The sequence below is a fragment of the Pseudobutyrivibrio sp. UC1225 genome (assembly GCF_900115215.1).
In the GTDB taxonomy this organism is placed as follows: Bacteria; Bacillota; Clostridia; order Lachnospirales; family Lachnospiraceae; genus Pseudobutyrivibrio.
Genome location: NZ_FOVQ01000013.1, coordinates 16,637 through 38,913, shown reverse-complemented (window position 1 = coordinate 38,913; position 22,277 = coordinate 16,637). Strand labels below are relative to the sequence as shown.

19 protein-coding genes are annotated in these 22,277 nt (G+C 39.6%); 14 read left to right on the top strand and 5 right to left on the bottom strand.

Annotated features, from left to right (window positions below; translation table 11 throughout):
• Positions 1–13: 13 nt before the first annotated feature.
• The 8 genes from BMZ41_RS13120 to BMZ41_RS13085 all read left to right on the top strand — a co-directional run bounded on the left by BMZ41_RS13120 (position 14) and on the right by BMZ41_RS13085 (position 11,486).
• Positions 14–2,071 carry a methyl-accepting chemotaxis protein gene (locus BMZ41_RS13120; protein WP_090530365.1) on the top strand — a complete coding sequence of 686 codons (2,058 nt, stop codon included), beginning with the start codon at positions 14–16 and terminating at the stop codon, positions 2,069–2,071.
• Positions 2,072–2,142: 71 nt separating this feature from the next.
• On the top strand, positions 2,143–3,228 hold the full coding sequence (locus tag BMZ41_RS13115; RefSeq protein WP_090530362.1) for a metallophosphoesterase family protein: 1,086 nt from the start codon (positions 2,143–2,145) through the stop codon (positions 3,226–3,228).
• Entirely contained in the window at positions 3,225–5,897 is a 2,673-nt protein-coding gene (locus tag BMZ41_RS13110) for an AAA family ATPase (RefSeq protein WP_090530360.1), read from the top strand. The genes BMZ41_RS13115 and BMZ41_RS13110 overlap by 4 nt, the downstream gene beginning before the upstream one ends.
• 267 nt (positions 5,898–6,164) lie before the next feature.
• Positions 6,165–7,769: an ABC transporter substrate-binding protein gene (locus BMZ41_RS13105; protein ID WP_090170022.1), complete on the top strand. Its 1,605-nt coding sequence runs from the start codon at positions 6,165–6,167 to the stop codon at positions 7,767–7,769.
• A 59-nt stretch (positions 7,770–7,828) separates the two neighbouring features.
• Positions 7,829–8,779 carry an ABC transporter permease gene (locus tag BMZ41_RS13100; protein ID WP_090170020.1) on the top strand — a complete coding sequence of 317 codons (951 nt, stop codon included), beginning with the start codon at positions 7,829–7,831 and terminating at the stop codon, positions 8,777–8,779.
• A gap of 3 nt (positions 8,780–8,782) precedes the next feature.
• Positions 8,783–9,634, top strand: a complete 852-nt coding sequence (locus BMZ41_RS13095; RefSeq protein WP_242870700.1) for an ABC transporter permease — start codon at positions 8,783–8,785, stop codon at positions 9,632–9,634.
• Between the two features lie 18 nt (positions 9,635–9,652).
• Positions 9,653–10,501, top strand: a complete 849-nt coding sequence (locus tag BMZ41_RS13090; protein ID WP_090530357.1) for an ABC transporter ATP-binding protein — start codon at positions 9,653–9,655, stop codon at positions 10,499–10,501.
• Between the two features lie 13 nt (positions 10,502–10,514).
• Positions 10,515–11,486 (top strand): ABC transporter ATP-binding protein, encoded by a 972-nt coding sequence (locus tag BMZ41_RS13085; protein ID WP_090170016.1) that lies wholly within the window; start codon positions 10,515–10,517, stop codon positions 11,484–11,486.
• A 64-nt stretch (positions 11,487–11,550) separates the two neighbouring features.
• On the opposite strand, the gene BMZ41_RS13080 is transcribed toward BMZ41_RS13085, so the two are convergent.
• From BMZ41_RS13080 to BMZ41_RS13070, 3 genes are read right to left on the bottom strand one after another with little or no spacing between them, the layout of a single operon-like run.
• Positions 11,551–11,823: a hypothetical protein gene (locus BMZ41_RS13080; protein ID WP_090530354.1), complete on the bottom strand. Its 273-nt coding sequence runs from the start codon at positions 11,821–11,823 to the stop codon at positions 11,551–11,553.
• 19 nt (positions 11,824–11,842) lie between these two features.
• Positions 11,843–13,132 (bottom strand): UDP-N-acetylmuramoyl-L-alanine--D-glutamate ligase, encoded by a 1,290-nt coding sequence (murD, locus tag BMZ41_RS13075; protein ID WP_090530350.1) that lies wholly within the window; start codon positions 13,130–13,132, stop codon positions 11,843–11,845.
• Positions 13,116–14,510 carry a MurL-like N-terminal domain-containing gene (locus tag BMZ41_RS13070; RefSeq protein WP_090530348.1) on the bottom strand — a complete coding sequence of 465 codons (1,395 nt, stop codon included), beginning with the start codon at positions 14,508–14,510 and terminating at the stop codon, positions 13,116–13,118. The genes murD and BMZ41_RS13070 overlap by 17 nt, the downstream gene beginning before the upstream one ends.
• A gap of 97 nt (positions 14,511–14,607) precedes the next feature.
• Between BMZ41_RS13070 and BMZ41_RS13065 the strand changes: the two genes are divergently transcribed.
• Positions 14,608–15,570, top strand: a complete 963-nt coding sequence (locus tag BMZ41_RS13065) for a helix-turn-helix transcriptional regulator (RefSeq protein WP_090530345.1) — start codon at positions 14,608–14,610, stop codon at positions 15,568–15,570.
• A gap of 295 nt (positions 15,571–15,865) precedes the next feature.
• On the opposite strand, the gene ymfI is transcribed toward BMZ41_RS13065, so the two are convergent.
• Positions 15,866–16,597, bottom strand: coding sequence for an elongation factor P 5-aminopentanone reductase (ymfI, locus tag BMZ41_RS13060; RefSeq protein WP_090530341.1), 732 nt, complete (start codon positions 16,595–16,597; stop codon positions 15,866–15,868).
• Between the two features lie 265 nt (positions 16,598–16,862).
• On the opposite strand from ymfI, the gene hpf reads away from it, so the two are divergent.
• The 4 genes from hpf to BMZ41_RS13040 all read left to right on the top strand — a co-directional run bounded on the left by hpf (position 16,863) and on the right by BMZ41_RS13040 (position 20,931).
• Positions 16,863–17,396: a ribosome hibernation-promoting factor, HPF/YfiA family gene (gene hpf, locus BMZ41_RS13055; RefSeq protein ID WP_090170004.1), complete on the top strand. Its 534-nt coding sequence runs from the start codon at positions 16,863–16,865 to the stop codon at positions 17,394–17,396.
• A 94-nt stretch (positions 17,397–17,490) separates the two neighbouring features.
• Positions 17,491–18,387: a helix-turn-helix transcriptional regulator gene (locus BMZ41_RS13050; protein WP_090530338.1), complete on the top strand. Its 897-nt coding sequence runs from the start codon at positions 17,491–17,493 to the stop codon at positions 18,385–18,387.
• Between the two features lie 104 nt (positions 18,388–18,491).
• Positions 18,492–19,535: a D-alanine--D-alanine ligase family protein gene (locus BMZ41_RS13045; protein ID WP_090530335.1), complete on the top strand. Its 1,044-nt coding sequence runs from the start codon at positions 18,492–18,494 to the stop codon at positions 19,533–19,535.
• Positions 19,536–19,551: 16 nt separating this feature from the next.
• Positions 19,552–20,931, top strand: coding sequence for a UDP-N-acetylmuramoyl-tripeptide--D-alanyl-D-alanine ligase (locus BMZ41_RS13040; protein WP_090530332.1), 1,380 nt, complete (start codon positions 19,552–19,554; stop codon positions 20,929–20,931).
• On the opposite strand, the gene BMZ41_RS13035 is transcribed toward BMZ41_RS13040, so the two are convergent.
• Positions 20,923–21,654, bottom strand: a complete 732-nt coding sequence (locus tag BMZ41_RS13035; protein WP_176754549.1) for a lysophospholipid acyltransferase family protein — start codon at positions 21,652–21,654, stop codon at positions 20,923–20,925. The genes BMZ41_RS13040 and BMZ41_RS13035 overlap by 9 nt on opposite strands.
• A gap of 273 nt (positions 21,655–21,927) precedes the next feature.
• Here BMZ41_RS13035 and BMZ41_RS13030 point away from each other — a divergent pair, with 273 nt between their 5' ends.
• Positions 21,928–22,167: a Veg family protein gene (locus tag BMZ41_RS13030; protein ID WP_015548439.1), complete on the top strand. Its 240-nt coding sequence runs from the start codon at positions 21,928–21,930 to the stop codon at positions 22,165–22,167.
• Positions 22,168–22,277 lie beyond the last annotated feature (110 nt).

Below are 22,277 nucleotides of genomic sequence, written 5' to 3'. Positions count from 1 at the left end.
GTGGGGGGCGCCTATGAATTTCAAGAAGATTGGAACCAAGATGTTAGTTATGATTTTACCAGTGCTTGTGTTAGCACAGATTGTTCTTACAATCATGTCTGCAACATCAAGTAATGCATTGGTAGATGAAAAGACACAGCAGGCAATGGAGGCAGAGCTTAAGGCTAACAATTCCATCGTTGGAGGATACCTTAGAGATGTTAAGACCTTAGCAGATGCTATTGCTATCAGTGTAGCAGATTCCTACACTTACACTCAGTGGGACGATTACGAGAAGATGCTACAGGATATGATTGCTACTAATGACATTGTTCTAGGCTCTGGACTTTGGTTTGAGCCTTATGCTTATGACCCTGAGCAGCAGTACTATGGCCCTTATGTTTACAAGGATGGTAATTCCACAGTAACTACCTGGGATTATAGCAATGCCGAGTATGATTACTTTAATCAGGAATATTATACCAATGCTATGGGTTCAGATGTTGCAATGATTACTGACCCATACTATGATCCATCATCAGGAATTGTTATGTCATCTTGCTCTACTCCTATTATTGCAGGAGGCAAGAAAATCGGTTGCGTAACTGTTGATATTGAGCTTACCGCAATTACGGATATAATTGGAAATGTTAAGGTTGGAAGGACTGGTGTTGGTATTCTTACGGCTGCAAACGGCTTGCTTATAGCAGGTCACGACGACCAGATGGTTCAGGATGGAAAGAGTGTGTCAGAAGATTCCAATCCATCCTTTGTTGCTATGGCAGAGGATGTTTTGAAAAATCCATCAGGTGTTACAGGCTACCAAGAAGGAAAAACCAATTACAAGGTATTCTACGACACAATAGAAGAAACAGGCTGGAAATTTATGATTTCCATTGATGGCTATGAGCTTCTACAGCCAATATATCTGTTGATTAATAGACTTGTACTTGTTTGTATCGTAGCAGTTTGCCTTGCAATTATAATAATCATCATAGGTATTGGTGGCGTAGCCAAGACTATCAAGAGAGTACAGAAATTTGCCACAGAACTGGCAGGTGGAGATTTTACTATTAATCAGCTTTCAATAAAGGGTAAGGATGAGCTGGCAGTAATGTCTAATTCCCTTAATGAAATGTATGGAAACAACAAGGGCGTTATTCAGAGCATATCTGATTATGCAGTTGAGATAAATAATTCCAGCAGTAATCTTAAGGTTGCAGCTGGGGAGCTGAAGACAGAATTCGATAAGATTGTTGATATTATGACATCTGTAAATGCGGATATGATGAATTCATCAGCAGCTACAGAAGAGCTTTCAGCTTCTGTTGATCAGGTTGCCCAGTCTGCGGATAACCTTAACGAAGAGACAAAGAATAGTCTTGATTTGGCAATTGATATTGAAAAGCGTGCAACTGAAATCGGAAAGAACAGCCAGGAGGCCTTTGATAAATCTCAGACCCTTCAGGCTAGCTTCCAGGAGAAGTTAGAGGAAAGTATTTCTCAGTCTCAGGTTGTTGAAAATATTGGTGAGATGGCCAGTGTTATTGCTGATATTGCTGACCAGATTACATTGCTTTCTCTTAATGCTTCTATCGAGGCTGCAAGAGCAGGTGAGCAGGGCAAGGGCTTTGCAGTAGTAGCAACTGAGATTGGAAAACTTGCAGGTCAGACTTCTGATTCGGTAGAAAAGATTCAGGAAACTATTTCTGCAATCAAGGATGCATTCGAAGGTCTTTCTACAAATGCTAAATCACTTCTTGATTATGTATCAGACACAGTTACACCTGATTACAAGAATTTCGTTGGTGTAGCAGAAAGATATGGACAGGATGCAGAGAACATAAAGAATAGTTCAGAACAGCTTTCAATAATGACTGATTCTATTCAGAACATAATGAGCGAGGTGCGTCTTGCACTGCAGAATATTGCGGAGGCAACACAGAATACTGCGGCTAACAGCGGAGAAGTCATGGATTCTATTGATCACCTTTCAGATACTGTATCTAACATTAATGATATGTCAGATGACCAGAATTCTATCTCTGACAACCTTTCAAGAGTTGTTAGTCAGTTTAAGCTAAGTGAATAGCTTTAAAATGCTAGACACAAACCCGCACTAATATTATCATATATGGGGAGAATTAATGTTAGGGAGATTGTATGCGTATTATTCATTGTGCTGACTTGCATTTAGACTCCAAAATGGAGAGTAATTTGGATAAAGACCAGGCCGCACTTAGGCGCGGTGAGCTCATGGAGACCTATGAGCGAATGGTTGAGTATGCTGAAGCAAATCATGTTAGAGCGATTCTTATATCAGGAGACTTATTTGACAAGCCACATATCCGCAAGGAATACAAAAAGCGTGTGGTAGAGCAGATAGTTTCCCACCCAGAGATAGATTTCTACTACCTCAAGGGTAATCATGACAGATGCGATTTTATGGAAGAGGGAATTGATACAATTCCCTCTAATTTCCATATGTTTAATTCAGAGGGCTGGACAAGCTATACCTGCGATGATGTTGTTATCACAGGTATGGAGCTTAATTCTACCAATGTTTCTACATTGGCACAGCGCCTCGTACTTGATTCTGCAGCTATCAATATTGTCATGCTTCACGGACAACAGTCCGACTATAATGGTAAGGATGGTGCAGAAATCGTTAATACCACTACACTTAAAGGAAAGTTCATAGATTATCTTGCTTTGGGCCATGTCCATAAGTATATCTACGAGCAGCTTGATGACAGAGGAGTATACTGTTATCCAGGCTGTTTGGAGGGTCGTGGCTTTGATGAGACAGGGGACAAAGGCTTTTCACTTTTGGAGATAAAGGACGGCAAAATTGAGTCTGAATTTATCCCATTTGCTAAGCGTCGTCTTCACGAGATTGAGGTGAATGTAAAGGCTGAGATGGACCTTCAGGGTGCCATTAATAAGGCTAAGCGCCTTCTTGATGACGTGGATCCACAGGATATGATAAAGTTTGTCATTACCGGCGAGCGTGAGCTGGATGACGAGATTGATATAGTTCGATTTGTACGTGCCTTTGAGTCAAAATATTTCTTTGTAAAATGCTATGACCGTACAAAGACTATGGTAGACTACGATAGCTTTCTTTATGACAAATCCCTCAAGGGAGAATTCGTCCGTCTTGTTCAGGCACAGGATATGGATGAAGACGAGAAGGCTAAGATTATAGAGTTAGGTATTAGAGCCATTATGGGGGAGGATATCGAATGAAAATAGTATCATGTTATATCGCCCATTTTGGTAAAATCAAGAATTTTAAATTTGATTTTGATGAGGGCTTCAATTCAATCATGCAAGAGAATGGTTGGGGAAAGACAACCTTCTCTGTATTTATGAAGGCTATGTTTTATGGCCTTGAGTATTCGCCAAATACAAAGAAAAAGCTGTTAGAGCGCAATCACTATCTTCCATGGGATGGAAGCATCTGCGGTGGAAATATAGTGTTCCAGGCCAAGGGTAAGGAATATCGTATCGAGCGTACTTTCGGCCAGACGGATAAGGATGATAAATTTGCCTTGTATGATAATGTTACAGGGCTTCTTTCTGAGGATTATACAGAAAATATAGGCGAGGAGCTGTTCCGTGTGGACAGAGATTCTTTTGAGAAGAGTGTCTACATCCCACAGACCAGTCTTGCCACAGCTATGACAGATTCCCTTAATGCAAAGATGGGAAATCTTGCTGCAGCAAAGGATGATATCAGCAATTTCGATGTGGCATTAAAGAGTATAAAGGATGCCAAATCCAACTACACCAGAAACAGTAAGGTTAATCCTGGTAAGCTTGTTTCGGTGAAGCAGGAGATTAGCCGCTGTAGAGAAGAGTATGAAAAGCTTCCAGCTATAGAAGAAAGTGTGGAGGCTATGAGCTGCCTCGTTGAGGAAAAGCAGGCTAATATAGACAAGCTTTCTGCTGACAAGGCAAAGCTTACTGAGACAATTCAGCTTCAGAGTAAAAGGGAGCAGGAGATTGGTGCCTACAAGATTCACAAAGAGAATCTTGCTAATGAGCTTGAGTCATTTGAAGAATTACAGGCATTTTTCCATGCAGGAGTTCCTACGGATGATGAATTGGCTGTGCTGGAGCAGACAGAGCGTGATTTGTCAGTCCATGAGCGTGCAGTCAAGGTTATAGAGGATGAGCAGGAGAAGGAGCCTCCTGTATTTGATAAGCCTTTTGAAATAAAGATTCCTGATGAGAGTGAATTTGCTATTTGGAACAAAATGGCAGCTAATCTTTCTGAGCTTAGGGCAAAGGCAGAGCATTCAAAGCTTTCAGAGGAATCCAGCAGACTACTCACTGAGCTCAGATTCTTTTTTGATAAGATGGTTCCAACCGACGAGCAGCTTGCCCACATTGAGCATCAGACCACACTTATTACAGGTATCAGTGCCAGAGTAGAACAGAGTAATGAGCGTTTGATTACTCTCATAGCCGAAAGGGATGCAGAGGAAAGACATAGTAGGAGCAAGAGCATTTCTGTTTGGCATATTCTTGGAACTATTCTACTTATTATTTTTGTGTTAATAGGATTGGTTTTCACAAGATATATTGATGACCAGTTGGGAAGAATAATAGAGATAAGCAGCTTTGCAGCAGGGGTTATCGATATTATTATTCTTTATCTGACAGGTAGACGAGCACGTAAGATTAAGCTGGACACAAGAAAAGAATTTGAAGAGCGAATTAAGGATGAGGAAGATGCTCTTGAAATTAGTAAGCTTGAGCTTCGTGAGTTGGAAGAAGAATGTGAGGAGTTCCTTTCTCATTTCCTTCTTACCAGAGCTGCAACCATGCAGGAAAATGTTTACGAAATCAGAAGAAAGCTTGATCAATACAGACATCTTTTAGCTGAGGAGCAGTCACGCCATCAGGAGGCGGAAGGCACTTTGGATGAGCTGGCAGATGTTCAGCTGGAGCTTTACACAAAGATTCAGCCTTTTGCATCGGCTTATGGAATCAATCTCTATGATATGGGTGGAGAGTATGAGTTCCTAGCTCAGCTCAAGAAGGATGCACAGAGATTTATAGAATTCCTTGCCAAGCAGGAGGAGCTTGCCCGCCACGATAACACAATTCGCACTATGACTGCGGATATAAATAATGTTCTTAAGAATTTCCCTGTTGAGGAGAATTTAGAACGAGCTGAAAAGGTTCAGGTAATCAGTCTGAAGAAGCGCGAATACTTAGCTGTTTCAGAACGTGTAAATAAACTCAAGGATGAGATGGCCAGATTCGAGGCTATGTATGATGTAAATGAGCAGGTGCTCTCGGTGGATGATTTACAGCAGCAACAGACCGCACTTGATGAGCAGATTATGGAGCTTAATCGCCAGATTATCCAGGAGAAGGATAACCTTGGACAGGCCTTAGAGAAGGTGGAGCAACTTGCTGATATAGCAGAGCAGATTGAGCGTCTCGAGGAGCAGGAAAAGGAATACAAAAAGAACGCGGATATTTTTGCCAAGACAGAGGATTTCCTTCAGAAATCAAGGGAGAGCTTCCTGTCAAAATATATGCAGCCACTTCAGAATGGTCTGCACAAGTATCTTAGTCTTCTTGATAGCCCAGATGGCACAAAGTCTGGCTATGCCATTGATGACTTTGAGCTTGATATGGATCTTAATATAAAGCTTTCTTATTCTGGAAGCACAAAGAGCGCTGAGTACCTTTCTCAGGGTTATCAGGATTTGGTGGCACTATGTTCTCGTCTCGCACTAGTAGATGTGCTTTATCCAGATGAGAAGCCAATCCTTATTTTGGATGATCCATTTACAAATCTTGATGACAAAAAAATAAAGGAGTCGTTAAAACTCCTTCATAAGATTGCAGCCGACAGGCAGACAGTGTATTTTACTTGTCATGATAGTAGGTTATAGTAGCAAATATAAATGATATTGTCATCTTTAAAGACTTGAGCTAAAACTCAGGTCTTTTTTGTGCTAGAAATACACTCAGTTACGCCCTTGTAATCAACATATTTGATTATAAATTAAATTTATAGTTAACTATCACTTTTGTATATTACACAGTTTAGAAAAAGCATGTTATACTCATCCTCGTAAAACCTACTTAATTGATAGGTATTTAGCAAATACGGCAAATATCTGTCTTAAGAATAATAGCAAATACGGAGGATAAGATGTATGAAAAACAAGATATTTAAGAAGATATCATTGAGTTTAGCATTTGTAATGCTTGCGGGGTCTCTCGTAGCATGTGGAGATAAAGATCCAGTAGTTGAAGATGCAGCAAAAATAGAAGCAGAAGAAATTGTTGCAAACTCGGATTTAAATAATACATTTACATATGCTATTAGCGGGGATCCAGGAGAGTCAACAAACGTAATCACAAGTAGTAGTAGATGGGACCTTTCTACTATCAAATTAATTTATTCGCCTCTTTATATGTACAATGCCGACGGTATTAACTGGTTCTTGGCAACAGATTATTCTACAGAGGATAATCTCACCTATACATTCAATCTTAGAGATGATGTAAAGTGGTCTGACGGTGAGGCTTTCACAGCTGATGACGTAGTATTCACATACACTGCTATGGAGCAGGAGGAAAATCTAGGATGGGCTTATTCACAGCTTGTATATGATGAAGGCACAGTAGAGATCAACAAGATTGATGATTATACAGTTTCATTTACATTCCCATTTGAAACTCCAACAGCCCTTGAGATGCTCAGCCAGATTTTCATTATGCCAGAGCATATCTACAAGGATGTAACAGATTTCGAGCACAATGATTACAACATGAATTCAGTTGGTACAGGCCCTTACCAGGTAGTTGAATATGTTCCTGGTTCTTATGTAAAGTTCAAGAAGAACAAGTACTACTTTGAGGGAGAGCCTTCAATCGAAAACATCGTATTTAGAATTATTGAGAATTCAGACACAGCACTTCTTGCTTTACAGAGTGGAGAGGTAGATGCATATCAGGCAATCCCTTCAGAGGTAGACAAGCTTGATTTAGAGGCTAATAATCTTTCAACATATTCATACTCAGAGGGACGTGTAGGATATGTTATGATTAATGCAAAAAATATTCCAGATGTTAATGTAAGAAAGGCAATTCTTTTCGCATTAAACAAGGATGACATGAACATTGCCAGCTACCTTTCAGATGAGTTTTATTTAACACCATACACATTCGTACCACCAACAAGCCAGTTCTATACAGAGGATGTTGAAAAGTACACACAGAATGTAGAAAAATCAAAGGAGCTTCTTGAGGAGGCTGGTGTAAAGGATTTAACCCTTAAGGTTGGATATTCAGGAAGTGATCCAGCACAGACAGCTCAGGCACTCTTATTACAGCAGCAGCTTGGCGAGGTAGGAATCACAGTAGAGCTTGATGCAGCAGATGGTACAGCACTTTCAGCTCAGATGCACGACGCAAACAATGATTATGATATGTACTTTGGTGGATATATCATGGGAATTGACCCTGATACATTCTCAAGCTTATTTGAGTCTGGTGCAAGCTACAACTACATGTACTATGATGCACCACAGATTGATAAGCTTTTTGCAGAGGGCAGATCTGAAAATGATCCTGAAAAGAGAGTGGAGATTTACAACAAGCTTCAGGCAGAGATTCAGGATTTGGCAACATTCTATCCAATTACATCAAACAATAAGATTTTAGTAGTAAATAACAGAATACAGGGTATCGAGGATTCAAAGCTTGTTCCTGTATACACTTTTGAGGATACATCATATCTTAAAATTGCTCAGTAAATCTGTCATGGCACATTCCTTCGGGGATGTGCCATGTTTGGAAAAGAGCGGAGGTACAAATGCTCAAATATATTTTTAAAAGAATAATAAATGCAATTCCATTATTGCTTATCATCACTATGATATGTTTTACTCTGATATCTTTGGCTCCATACGATGCCATAGATGCAATGACTACACCAAAGATGTCTCCGGAGATGGTGGAGTTAATCAGACAAAAATATGGATACGATAAACCGTTGTATATCAGATACATTAGATGGCTTGGTGGTCTTATAAATGGAAACTTCGGCTACTCCATTGTAAATGGCACAAGCATCTTTAATGATTTGATTTCACGTATCCCTAACACAATAAAGCTGGTGCTTCCATCATATGTGACAGCATATATCCTTGCTATTATCTTAGGCTTAATAGCTGGAGCCAACAGAGGAAAAAAGGCAGATACATTAATTGATGGATTTGCATCAGTTGGATTGGCTGTTCCTACGTTTTGGATTGCCATGCTTTTGATTTATGTGTTTGGTTACAAATTAAGAGTGCTTCCGCTTCTTGGAATGAACACCATAGGAAGCAATGATTTAGTAGATTATCTAAAGCATTTTGTGATGCCATATGTGGTTTTGACCTTTGCATTTTTACCAGGAAATATCAGATATGTACGTTCATCTACAATCACCGAGTTTTCTCAGGACTATGTAATGGTGCAAAGAGCATTCGGTGCAAAAAAATCAGAAATCATCTTTAAGCATGTTTCAAAAAATGTATTGCTTCCAATCGTAACAAGACTAGGTATGGCTCTGCCTACCCTTGTAACAGGAGCAGTAATTACAGAGACGGTCTTCAGCTGGCCAGGAATTGGACCTTATTTTGTGAAGGCTGTTCAGGGAATGGATTATCCAGTAATCATGGTAATACTTGTATTATCATCCACACTTGTAATAATAGGAAATCTTCTATCTGATGTACTTTATTGCGTGGTAGATCCAAGAATCAGGAAGGCGGTATAGGCTTTGAAGAACGATAAAAAAAGACGAAACAAAATGACAAGGGCAGCCTTCCTAAAGGATAAGCTTGCTATTTTAGCTGCCATATTTTTAATCTTTATAATTGTGATTTCTATAATCGCTCCACTGCTTCCACTGGAGGCTACAAAGACAGACGTACTTCATATCCTAGAGGTGCCATCAAAGGGGCATTGGTTTGGAACAGATGAGATAGGAAGAGATTATTTTGCCAGAGTTGTATATGGAGGTCGAGTATCCATCACAGTTGGTATTCTTGCCATGCTGATGAGCACGGTGTTGGGAGTTTCCATAGGTATGCTTGCCGGTTTTTTAGGTGGAGTGGTGGATTTCACCCTGATGAGAATAGTAGATGTTATCCAGTCCATTCCATGGCTCATACTTGTCACTGTAGTAAGTATATTTTTCAAAAAGGGACTTCTTTCCATAATTGTTGTTATCGGATTTTTCTCATGGATGGAAATAGCCCGTTTGGTAAGAGCAGAGGTAATGAGCTTGAAGGAGCGTGAATACATTCAGTATGCATCCTTTCTTGGGATAGATACAGTAAAGATTATTCTAAGACATCTGATGCCTGCTGTTATGCCTACAATCATCGTGTCAGCTACATCGGGAATAGCTGATGCCATTATGACAGAATCGGCTCTCAGCTTTCTTGGTATAGGAATTCAGGAGCCTTTGTCATCCTGGGGAAAGCTTCTTCAGGCTGCACAGAGTAATCTGCAGAATTCTATTTATATGGCACTTATTCCAGGACTCCTTATCGTATTTACGATATTTTCATTTAATAAGCTTGGCAATCTTCTTAGAATATATTTAGAGCCAAGCAGAGCTTCTTAATGGGTACGAGGTATGCAAATGGGTAATTTGATTTCAATAAAAAATCTACAGGTGGATTTCAAACAGGATAAAGATTCTGTGAAGGTGGTAAAGGGCATAGATATCTCTATGGATAAGGGGGAAGTGCTTGCCATAGTGGGTGAATCTGGAAGTGGAAAAAGTGTATCAATGAAGGCTCTTATGGATATACTTCCTGAGAATGGAAAAGCATATACAGATGAAATGCTTTTTGATGGAAGAGAGCTGAAAAATCTCACCACGAAAGAAAAAAGACTTCTCCGTGGAAACGAGATTGCTATGATTTTCCAGGATCCAATGACTGCCTTAAACCCATTAAAAACAGTAGGAGCGCATCTTGTGGAGGTTATAAAAAGACATCATAAGATTTCCACAAAGGAAGCGAAAGACGAGGCTATAGAGATGCTTAAGAAGGTAGGAATACCATCACCTGAAAAGCGCTTGAAGCAGTATCCACACGAGTTTTCTGGTGGTATGAGACAAAGAGTGCTTATTGCAATGGCGCTTTGTTCAAAGCCAAAGCTTCTAATCGCTGATGAGCCTACCACAGCACTTGATGTTACTATCCAAGCTCAGATTTTAAAACTACTGAAAAGCTTACATGAGACAGAGGGAATGGACATCATACTTATCACTCATGATTTGGGAGTGGTAGCCAGCATTGCAGACAGGATAGCTGTAATGAACAGCGGTGAGATTGTGGAAGTAGGCACTAAGGAAGAAATTCTGTATTCTCCTAAGCATGCTTACACAAAGGCGCTTTTAAAGGCTATTCCTAAATGTCAAAAGGGTGAGCGTGAAAGATTGATTCAGGTAGATAACACATACGTAGAATTGGCTAGAGCATAACTGAGGATTTGTAATGAGCACTTTAATAGAAATAAAAAATCTTAGCAAACATTTTGCTGTAAATAGAAAGCTCTTTGGAGCAAAAAAAGAAACTGTCAAAGCAGTGGATGATATTTCCTTCAAAATCGAAAAGGGTGAGACCTTTGGCCTGGTAGGCGAATCGGGCTGTGGAAAATCCACTCTTGGAAGAACAATCATCCGAATGCTTGAGCCTACAGAGGGACAGATAATCTATGATGGGACAGATATTACAAACATCAAAGGCAAAGAGCTTAAAAATATTCATAAGAGAATGCAGATAATCTTTCAGGACCCTTATTCAGCATTAGATCCACACATGACTGTAAAAGAAATCATGAGTGAAAATATTTCCATGCTTGGAAAAAAGACTGAAGAAGAGCAGGAGGAGATAATTGTTTCACTTTTAAATAAGGTGGGACTGACTGCCTCAGACATGTACAAATATCCCAATGAGTTTTCAGGTGGGCAGAGACAGCGTATAGGTATCGCAAGAGCCCTTGCTGTAAATCCAGAGTTTATTTTATGTGATGAGCCAATATCTGCTTTGGACGTGTCGATACAAGCGCAGGTGGTAAATCTCTTATCAGATTTGCAGAATGAATTTGGTCTTACTTATCTTTTTATAGCCCACGACCTAAATATGGTTCGTCATATATCAGATAAAATCGGTGTAATGTATTTGGGAAAGATGGTGGAAATCGGAGACAGCGATGAAGTATATTTCAATCCGAAGCACCCATACACAAAGGCTCTTTTAGAGTCTGTTCCGGGAATTGAGCCCGAAAATATTTTAGATTTGGATAGGGATATTATTGATGGAGACATTCCAAGCCCTCTTGATATTCCTAGGGGCTGCAGATTTCATACCAGATGCCCTTATGCCACAGAAAGATGTAAAACTGAGCAGCCAGAGCTTTATGATTATAAGGATAATCACAAGGTGGCATGCTTTAACTGCTTATAGAAGTCAAGAGGAGCATTAATTGCATAAATCAGCCATCTAATTTTGTAATTTTTTAAAGGCTTGATTAAAAATCAAGCCTTTTCTTATACTCTAGATGACCTTCTACAACCCACTCATGGACGATGGAACGTTCAATTCCAAACTCTTGAGCGACAATCATTTCGTTAACATCATCGTTTTCATTTATGAACTCTTTCACTTTTGGAAAGAGTTCTTTTTTCATGCAATCCCTACAAAGCTCGTAAGGAGAGTTTACAGGTATTCGACAGTTACATTTTGTACAGAATTTTACTCTTGGACCTTCTTGATTTAAAAATCCGGAACGTGAACGTGCCATAAATACACCTCATCTGCTTTTACAATCCAATCTGTTCCTTGAAGAAATCACCGCGCTGCTCGAAGTTTTTGAATACACCATAGCTTGCTGCAGCTGGTGAAAGAATAACTGCTGTGCCCTTGCTAGCGTTTTCCTTAACATATTCGCAGGCGTCAGCTAATTCTTCTATGTAATGCACATGCTCCATAAATTCTGGTGTAGCAACAGCCTGAAGCTTCTCAAGAAGAACCTTTCCACTGTCGTACATGAGGATAATGTGCTCTAAAGTGCGTGTCTGTAAAAATTCTACAAGTGGATCGTAATCGATACCTCTATCCATACCACCTAAGAGAATGGTGCCTGCATTTGGAATTGCCTTAATGGCGCTGATAGCAGATTCTACTGTGGTTGAAATTGAATCATCGTAATAATCGATTCCGTCCTTTGTACCGATGAACTCAAGGCGGTGAGCAAGTGTCTTGAAGCTTGCAAGAGCCTCCATGAATTCCTTATCGCTAATATCGTAGCGACGGCAAACGTCATAAACAAAAGCTGTGTTGAAAAGATTGTGAGTACCACGAAGTGTAACTCCTGGAATCTCCTCAAAGGATGCAAATGGTAAATCTCCTGACTTAACCTTGATAATTGCAGCCTTGCATTCGCCCTGCTTTGGTAAGAAATCTGGGTTGCAGAAAAGGAAATCGCAGTAGCCCTGATTTCTGTAAATGTTCTGCTTTGCGTACCAGTACTTTTCTACTGAACCATAGTGGTCAAGGTGATCCTCATAGAGATTTAAGAGGATAGCTTTTGATGGTGAGTAGTGAGCATACTCCAACTGGTGGCATGAGAGCTCAAACACGATAATAGTACGTGGATGAATCTGGTCTGTAATATCAAAAATAGGAAGACCGATGTTTCCACCGAAGAGAACATCCTTACCACATGTCTTAAGTATATGATATAAAAGTGAAGATGTTGTGGATTTGCCCTTAGTTCCTGTAATTCCTATTGTCTGAGCACCGTAAACCTGAAGAAACAGGTCTGCCTGACAGGTAATGTGGCACTTATATTCCTTAATATCCTTTGGAAGAACGATTCCTGGGCTCTTGAAAACTACATCGTAGTCATCAAGACAATCTAAGTAAGCAGCACCTGTAATAACATTGTGCATAGCTGTAAGATCTGAGCTGACAGCGTTAGCATCTGCAATATCGAGGCACTCATATCCGCCTACGGATGAAATCATTCTAAAGCTTGACTGGCCCTCGCGGCCAAATCCTAAAATTAAAACCTTTTTATTATTAACTAAATTTCTAATTGTTTCCTTCATTTGATAGTGCGTCCTTAATTATATTTTCAAAGAATTCATCTAAAGCATGTTCTGATGAATACTGATTTTTGAATTTTTCGAATGTGATGGCAGGAACTACTGCTGAGTCCTGATAGTGCATCAAAAGTACAGGAAGCTGAAGCTGCTTCTTAGCATACTTGCTGATAGCTTCTGTGATTGCGGCGTTAACCTCGTCACGGCTACCTACACATTCAAATGGCTTCTCTGGTAAGATGCCGCATAGCTTGTCGAAATCCTCCATGAGAGTCTCATCCTCGAAAAGTCTCTTGCCAAAGATGGCATCCAATTCCTCAAGTGTAAGGAATGGAGACAGGATGATATAAACAAACAGGCACTTTGGACAGTGTCCACACCAGATATCCTGCTTGCTACCTACATTACAGCTCTTGAAAATGCCGTGGTACTTCTTGAAACGTGAGAAGAGCATGGCAATCTGAAGCTCAGAAAGTGGGCGCAGGAAGCTAAAGTAGAAAACTCCTGAGCCAATGAAATCTCTCTCATAGTGTCTGAAATCTGCCTCAAACTCGAAGCTCTTTGAATACTGATGATTTACATAGCTGTCTGCAACAGTGGATTCATTGGCACTGCTCTCATTTGAAAGAGCCACGAACTGTAAATCATTAAGATATCCAGCAATAATACTTGAAAATGCAACAAGCGCAGAAAATGGTGTGTGACCATTTAAGAAGCCCTTTGCATTGAGGTCTAACATATTTTTATCAAGAGTACGCTTAGCGTAGATAGTGTGGTCTGTAAGGCCACCCACTTCAACAGTAGCATCTGTAGCACCTCTTGAATTGATAACATAGCAATTAACATCAGCTTTTTCACGAAGAAGCTCGATAGAAACTACTGAATCCTTTCCGCCGCCTACTGGAACCATAACACGTGGCTTCTTGCCAGCTGAGATGCGAGGTCTGTCCTTTGGAGTGATGCATCTAGGCTGCTTTGTTCCTTCGCATTTTACAGTCATGAAATCATCGAAGTCCTCCTCGATACCGTTAGTGTAATAGAATTCCCCAAGTCCGTTGAAGTAAAGCTTCTTCCACCAGCTAATTTGCTCAGCAGAAAGGTTTCTGTCCTTGATAATTACTGTAGGTGGGCAGGCTATCTTCCAATAGCTGACAAGCTCTACCATACCAAGAGAGAACACCATGTCGTCAATAAGGGCTTCATCGATTGATGCTACTTCGTTGATGCGTGGAATGCTCCAGGTAGGATGAAATTCGCTTAGACCATCGATAGAAAAATCAAAGGTCATGCTGATACCTTCGTTATTTAAATCATAAGAATATCCCTGATAAGTGAAGGTAGGATAATCTTCTCTGCATTTTTTATAAAAATCTTGTCTACTCATATAATTCCTTTTAAACAATTGATATTTCTTTTATACTTAAACATAAGGATTATATCACAAAAGTTTTAAATAAAATAGAAAAGTGAGGATTGGGGTAATGCCACACGTTGGGGGCCAGAAGCTTAAGATTATACATGAATATCAAATTCTTATGGAAGAGAGTGACGAACAGCATCAAATCAATGCTGTGGAAATGACTCGCCGCCTTAAAGCAAGGGGAATTCCAGCGGAAAGAAAGACAGTCTATAAGGATATGGATACGCTGATGGATGCTGGTGTGGATGTGGTAAAGGGCGACCATGGTTACTACATTGGCACACGCGTATTTGAGCTGGCTGAATTAAAGCTTCTTGTGGATGCAGTTGGCGCATCAAAGTTTATATCTCAGAAGAAAACCAAAGACCTTGTGGAAAAGTTGACTACCTTGGCAGGCAAGGAGGATGCCGCCCAGCTTCAGCGTCAAGTGGTTGTGCCTGAAAAGGCGACTTCAGCTAATGAAAAGATTTTCTATACAATTGATGTTATTTATCAATGTCTGGATAACGATAAGATGATGTCCTTCAAATATCAGGAATGGACACTGACAAAGGAAATGAAGCCCCGTCATGGAGGAAAGATATATAAGGTAAGCCCAGCTTTCCTTATTAGAAATGATGAGAACTATTATCTTGTAGCTTTTGACGGAGAGAATCAGGAGATACGTCACTATCGTGTGGATAAAATGGTTTCTGCGGAAATGCTTGAGGATTCTAGAGAAGGTATAGAGCAGCGAAATGCCCTGAACCCTCATGAGTACGCCAGACATCATGTCAGCATGTTTGCTGGCGAGGAACGTGCAATCACTATTAGATTTCCGAAGCATTTGGTAGGTGTCACCCTTGATAAATTTGGCACAGGCATAGACCTTCGACCTGACGGAGAAGACTATGTAAAGGCTCGAATCAATGTGGCGGTCAGCCCTCAGCTGTATGGTTGGCTCACAGGTGTTGGAGCAAGTATTTGCTTCCCTGATGAGGAGGCTGAGAAGTATAGGGAATACTTGAAGAGGTTGATTTTATAATCCATTTTTAAATGACAAAGCATATAACTTATTAAATTTCTAAATAATTATATGCTTAAAACAGGCATTTTTAGTTTATCAAGCATATAAAAAAGAAAAAACCTTTCATTTTATATGCTCATACAAGATATTTAGAGACATAAAACTTCTAAAAAAGCATATAATTATTTAAATAATTTGATTATTATATGCTTGGACATCTAAATTAGCCCTTCTCAAAACTAGAAATAGCATATAAAAATGTATTTCTACCCTATATTATATGCGTGATGGGAATTATAGTCCTTGTTATATATCAAATATAGCCCCCATCAACTCCGATTATCTGCCCCGTCATGTAGAATGGGGCATTTATTATGCTTAAAACAGTTTGTGCAATCTCCTCAGGCTTGCAGAAGCGACCAACTGGAATTTCTTCTGCAAGTTCAGCCTTCTCATCGTCAGAGAGCTGACCATTCATATCTGTATCAACAACACCGCAGGTGATGGCATTTACAGCAACTCCGTTAGGGGCAAGCTCCTTGGCAAAGGCTTTTGTGAAGGAATTTACACCACCCTTAGAAGCTGAGTAAGCTACCTCGCAGCTGGCACCTACAGAGCCCCACATTGAGCTGATGTTGATGATATCACCAGACTTGCGGCGAATCATAGAAGGTGCGATGGTTTTGCTGGTATAGAAAACAGCTGAAAGATTGGTGTTAATAACGTGTTCCCACTCATCCACAGACATACATGTTAGTAATCCGAGGTGAGCCACGCCGGCATTGTTGATAAGTACATCTATCTGCCCAAGCTTTTCTAAAGCATCCTCGCAGGCTGGAATGGTGAATCCATAGTCAGATATATCACCGCAATAGGTGTAAACTTCAACTATGTATTTTTTGCCAAGCTCCTCTGCGAGCGCGTTCAGCATGTCTATATTGCTGTGGCAAAACAGGGCAAGATGATAGCCATTCTTTGCCAGTTCAATGGCGATGGCACGTCCGATACCTCTGCTTGCTCCAGTTATTAAAGCGGTCTTTTTCATGAGAATCTCCTTATTATTTGCTGTACTACACATTATTAGTATATACAATATATTAAGAAATTATTAATTATCAGATAAATTCTTGAGGTTTTTAAATTCAATTGCTATACTAATTACATAATAAATTAAATTCCATTATTAATCAAAGGAAGAACTGCCATGGTAAATTGCCTTTGGCAATGGGCAGTTCAGGAAATGAAGGGATCCTCCCATAAATGGGTCCCTCCTTAATTTATTAAATATTCGGTAAAGGTGGTACGACATCATGAAAACAACAATCACAGGAAAGAACATCGAATTAACCCAGGGTCTTAAGGAAGCGGTGGAGGAGCGCTTTAAGAAGTTAGACAAGTATTTTAACAAGGATACTGAAGCAATCGTTACATTGGACGTAGAGAAAGGACGTCAGAAAATAGAAGTTACAATCCCTATGAAGGGAAGTTACTTGAGAGCAGAGGAAGTTACTTCTGATATGTATGCTTCAATCGAGGCAGTTACAAACACATTGGAAGCTCAGCTCAAGAAGCACAGAAATAAGATTATCGACAGAAAACAGTCTGATTCAAGAGCTATTTTCGCTCAGGATTTCATTGAGGAAAAGATAGCGGATGATGATAAGATTCAGATTATCCGTACTAAGAAATTTGATATGAAGCCAATGTATGCTGAGGATGCATGCCTTGAGATGGAAATGCTTGGACATGACTTCTTTATGTTCAGAAATGCTGATACAGATGAAATTAATGTAGTTTATAAGAGAAAGAACGGAGCTTACGGTCTTATAGAGCCAGAGTTCTAAAGTTCGGGATTTAATAAAAAATTTAACAACGAATTTTAACCTCCTGTTGATATAATGCGATTCATTAACATTATAGATATAGGAGGTATTTTTTATGCACAAAACAGGTTTCAGTAACTACTTGAAATGGTTGAGAAAAGAATTCAAATTAACCCAGCAGCAGTTAGCGGAAATGATTGATTGCGCTATAAGCACAATTGCAAGGCTTGAGGCTGGAAAAGAACTGCCAAGCCGAAGGATATTTATGAAATTAGACAGCATATTTGAATCCATTGGGATAATCTATGATGAGCTGTGGATGGAAAGCGTATTTGGTCTTAAGGCAGCTAGAAAAGAATTACTGATGGCTATAAAAAAGGGACGTGGAGACGAAATAGAAAAGAAGCTGGAGAAGTTTAGATGTTTGATGGAGGAGTGTGAGGAGGAGAACGACGAAGAGGAAAAACGGGAAAACATGCAATATTACACATTAGGGCATCTTATATCAATAAGGAAGCGAGGACTCAGTGTAGAACAATTCCTTGATGAGATAATACAAACCTTTGAGCTTAGGAGAAAGATACCGGATTATAGGGATTTACCAAATGTGAAATTATCTCAGGTTGAATATCAGATTTTTTACGAAATTAGCGAGGCATATCGAATTATGGGGGATATAGAGACTGCTGAATTAATATGTAGAGGTCTGTTGGCAAATGAATTAGATCCAAGAAGCCCATTTATGGTGGATAAATATTTGGAGACTTCCTTTGCTCTAGCAAAGGTTTGCATGATGAAAAATGATTATTCTACAGTAAAACAGTGCTTGGAATATATATTTACCAGATATCTAAGTGATAATGATACACGGACCTTATTTCATTCATTAATGATTCAAATGGATGTTTGCGAATCCATAGGAGATAGAAATGGAGCTGACATAATAAGAAACTTTTTAAATGCATCAAAAGATCTTGTGGAGTTTATGAATGGCACATTAGTGAAAATCTAGAGCAAATAAGGAAACTGGTTATCCTGGGGCACTTGTATTTTTTCGAAAAAAATACTATATTAACGCATGGTAAAATAAATTTTTAATATTTGAAAGGTAGTTTTATGGATATAGTAGTTTTGGCTGGTGGATTAAGCTCAGAGAGAGACGTTTCCTTCAAGTCTGGTACAATGGTGGCAAAAGCCCTTAGAAACAGAGGTCATAGAGCATTAGTGCTTGATGTCTTTATGGGATATAAGGATGCAGAATGTGATATCACTGATATTTTTGAGAATAGTGAGGCTAATTCTGTAAAGGTTGCAGATATTCCTACAGAGGCACCAGACCTTGAGGCTATTAAGGCTAGCCGTCCAGATCAGAGCTCAAGCTTCTTTGGACCAAACGTTATCAAAATCTGTCAGAAGGCTGATGTGGTATTTATGGCTCTTCACGGTGGAGAGGGCGAAAGCGGTAAGGTTCAGGCTGCCTTTGATTTATTTGGAATAAAATACACGGGAAATGACTACGTTTCAAGTGCAATTGCCATGGATAAGCAGATGACAAAGAATGTCATTGAAAAAGCAGGAGTTCCTGTTCCAACAGGCGTTTCACTTAAGAAAGAAAACCGCAAGAAGTTCAAGTTTGATAAGTATCCATGCATCGTTAAGCCAAACTGTGGTGGCTCATCAATCGGTGTTACTATCGTAAATACTCCAGATGAGCTTGATGCGGCCTTGGATGCAGCCTTCAAATGGGAAGATGAAGTTGTAATTGAGCAGTTTATCAAGGGTAGAGAGTTTTCTGATGGTGTTATTGAAGGAAAGGCTCTTCCTATTATCGAGATTGCTCCAAAGCAGGGCTTCTATGATTACAAGAATAAATATGCAGCAGGTTCTGCTGTTGAGACTTGTCCTGCAGAAATCAGTACAAAGGCTACTACCAAGATGCAGCAGTATGCTCAGACAGCCTTCAAGGCACTTGGTCTTACAACATATGCTCGTATCGATTTCATGATGGATGAAAAGGAAAACATTTATTGCCTTGAAGCAAACACACTTCCAGGCATGACACCAACAAGTCTCCTTCCACAGGAAGCAGCTGTAGTTGGCATGAACTTTGAGGATTTGTGTGAGCATCTCATCAAGGTTTCATTAATGAAGTACGCATAGATTAGAGAGAAGATATATGAAAAATATGACATTGGCACATGTTGCTCAGGTGGTTGACGGGCAGCTTATTATGCCAGAGGGCATGGAGGCCCTTCAAAATTCAGAAATACAGGGTGCCGTCAATGACAACCGAAAGGTCGAAAAGGATTTCCTGTTCATCCCAATGGTTGGCGCAAGAGTTGATGGTCACGATTTTATTGAAGATGCTTTTTCAAAGGGAGCTTTAGCAAGCCTCTCAGAAAGAAAGCTTGAAAATGCTTCAGGTCCATACATCATCGTGAAGGATACAAAGCTTGCATTAAAGCAGATTGCTACAAATTACAGAATGCAGCTTGATATTCCTGTTGTAGGTGTTATCGGAAGTGTTGGAAAGACAAGTACAAAGGAAATGCTTGCATCAGTTCTTGGTACAAAGTACAACGTGCTCAAGACTGAGGGCAACTTCAACAACGAGATTGGTCTTCCACTTACTATCTGCAGAATAAAAGATGAGCATCAGGTAGCTGTAGTTGAAATGGGTATCTCAGATTTTGGCGAGATGCATCGCTTGGGAGATATTGCAAAGCCAGATTTTGTTGTAATGACAAATATTGGTCAGTGCCATCTTGAATTCCTTAAGACAAGAGATGGAATCCTGCAGGCAAAGACAGAAGTCTTTGAGCATATGAATAAGAATGGCGCTGTCATTCTCAATGGAGATGACGACAAGCTTATAAATGCAGATACTCTCGGAATCAGAAAGATTTTCTATGGTCTTAATGGACAGGAGGTTAGCGCCAGCGAAGTTACAGCAGATGGCATGACAGGCACTTATGCTTTAATCAATGCCTTCGGAGAAACCTTCGAGGCTAATATTCCACTTCCTGGAACACATAATGTTATGAATGCACTTGCTGCTACAGCAATGGGCAAGGTTCTTGGTCTTACAAATGACGAAATCAAGCGTGGCCTTGAGAAGGCTAGCACAATTGCTGGTCGTAATAACGTTATCGAAGTTAGAGATATTACTATCATTGATGATTGCTACAATGCAAATCCAGTATCTATGAAGGCTTCTATTGAGGTTCTTGGAAAAGCACCAGGACGTTCGATTGCAGTTCTTGGAGATATGGGAGAGCTTGGAGAGGACGAGCGTCAGCTCCATTATGAGATAGGTCAGACTCTTGAGGATAATCATATCGGATATGTATTTACAGTAGGTGAGCTTTCAGAGGAGATTAATAAATCTCTTAGTCAAAAAAATAGCTCCTGCATGGCACATCACTATACCAATGTAGAAGCTATGTTAGAAGACTTATTACCTATTATTCGCGGTGGTGACACTATATTGGTTAAGGCTTCACACTTTATGAACTTTACCGCTGTTGTAGAAGCAATTAAGAATCGCTTACAGTAATTTTGCATCAGCATCAAGCTGAGTTTTCATTACGCTCTGGATATATGCTCCAGGGCGTTTTTTATTCTCGCCCTCAAGTGCATTTGGATCGATAGGTGGAAGGAAGGTTACGATTACCTTTGCACGCTTGCATCTAGGCATGTGAGCTTCCAAAACCTCTCTTGTGTTTGTGAAGCAAACAGGAACAATAAGACTGTTAGTCTTTGTTGCGACCTTGAGAGAAGCTTCGTGGAATTCAGCCATCTCACCAGTCTTAGAACGTGTTCCTTCTGGGAATACGAACATATTGATGCCAGACTTAATGTACTCCTGAGCTTTTAAAATAAGCTTTAAATCCTGACGAGGATCTGTTCTTGTAAGGAATAAGCAATAGTTTATTACCATCCAGGTGCTGAGAAGAGGAACTTTTTTGATGTCGTCCTTTGCAAGGAAACCTGTGACAGCAGGGCAAAGATGATATCCGATTACTACATCAAAGTAACTCTGATGATTTCCAACAAAAAGAACGGTCTTATCCTTTGGAATGTTTTCTAAGCCGTGTACTTCATATTTCGCACCAGCTAGGAAGGCAACCACACCAAAGGCCCAAGCTACAATTTTATAACCGATAACGTCTTTTGCTCTCTTATTGAATAATCCTAAAATAAAAAGAATTCCCCAAATAGGAATACTGCAAATCAGAAAAATACTGATAAACAAAACCACTATGATAGTTCTTAACATGTGTACCTCCAAGGTTTTTGATAATTTCATTATAAATTAGTCAAACTTAATTATCAAATGAATGAAATGTGATTACTTTGAAGTTTAAATGTAGCTTTAATAAAAGTTATAAAGTGTAACGTTTTCTAGGTCTGACAGACATTTTTTATAATAAATATTCAAAAAACTTGTATAAAATTTTGACAAATTATACAAAAAATGGTAAACTAGATTCAGCAAAATATAAATTGCTAGAACTGCAATATTTATATTGCTAGAAAAGGGGGAGACATCATGGAACGAGAGGACTTCGACAAGGTGCGCGAATCTGTTAGATCGCAATGCGGTAGTAGAGTTGTTATTCAGTTAGACAAGGGTCGTAACAAGGTTGACATTCAGCAAGGTGTTATTCAAGAAGCTTACCCAAGTGTATTTACTATATTAGTTGACGACACCGAGACATGTCCATCACAGTTGTTATCCTTCAGCTATACAGACATAATTACTAAGGAAATTCGCATGAAACTTTGCTAGTTACAATTTCATAATGGCTTCAAATTAGACCTCAGCTTAGGCTGAGGTCATTTTCGTTTTTAGGTTGAAAAGGGTTCCTATAACTTGTATCATAATATAGAGGGATTGTG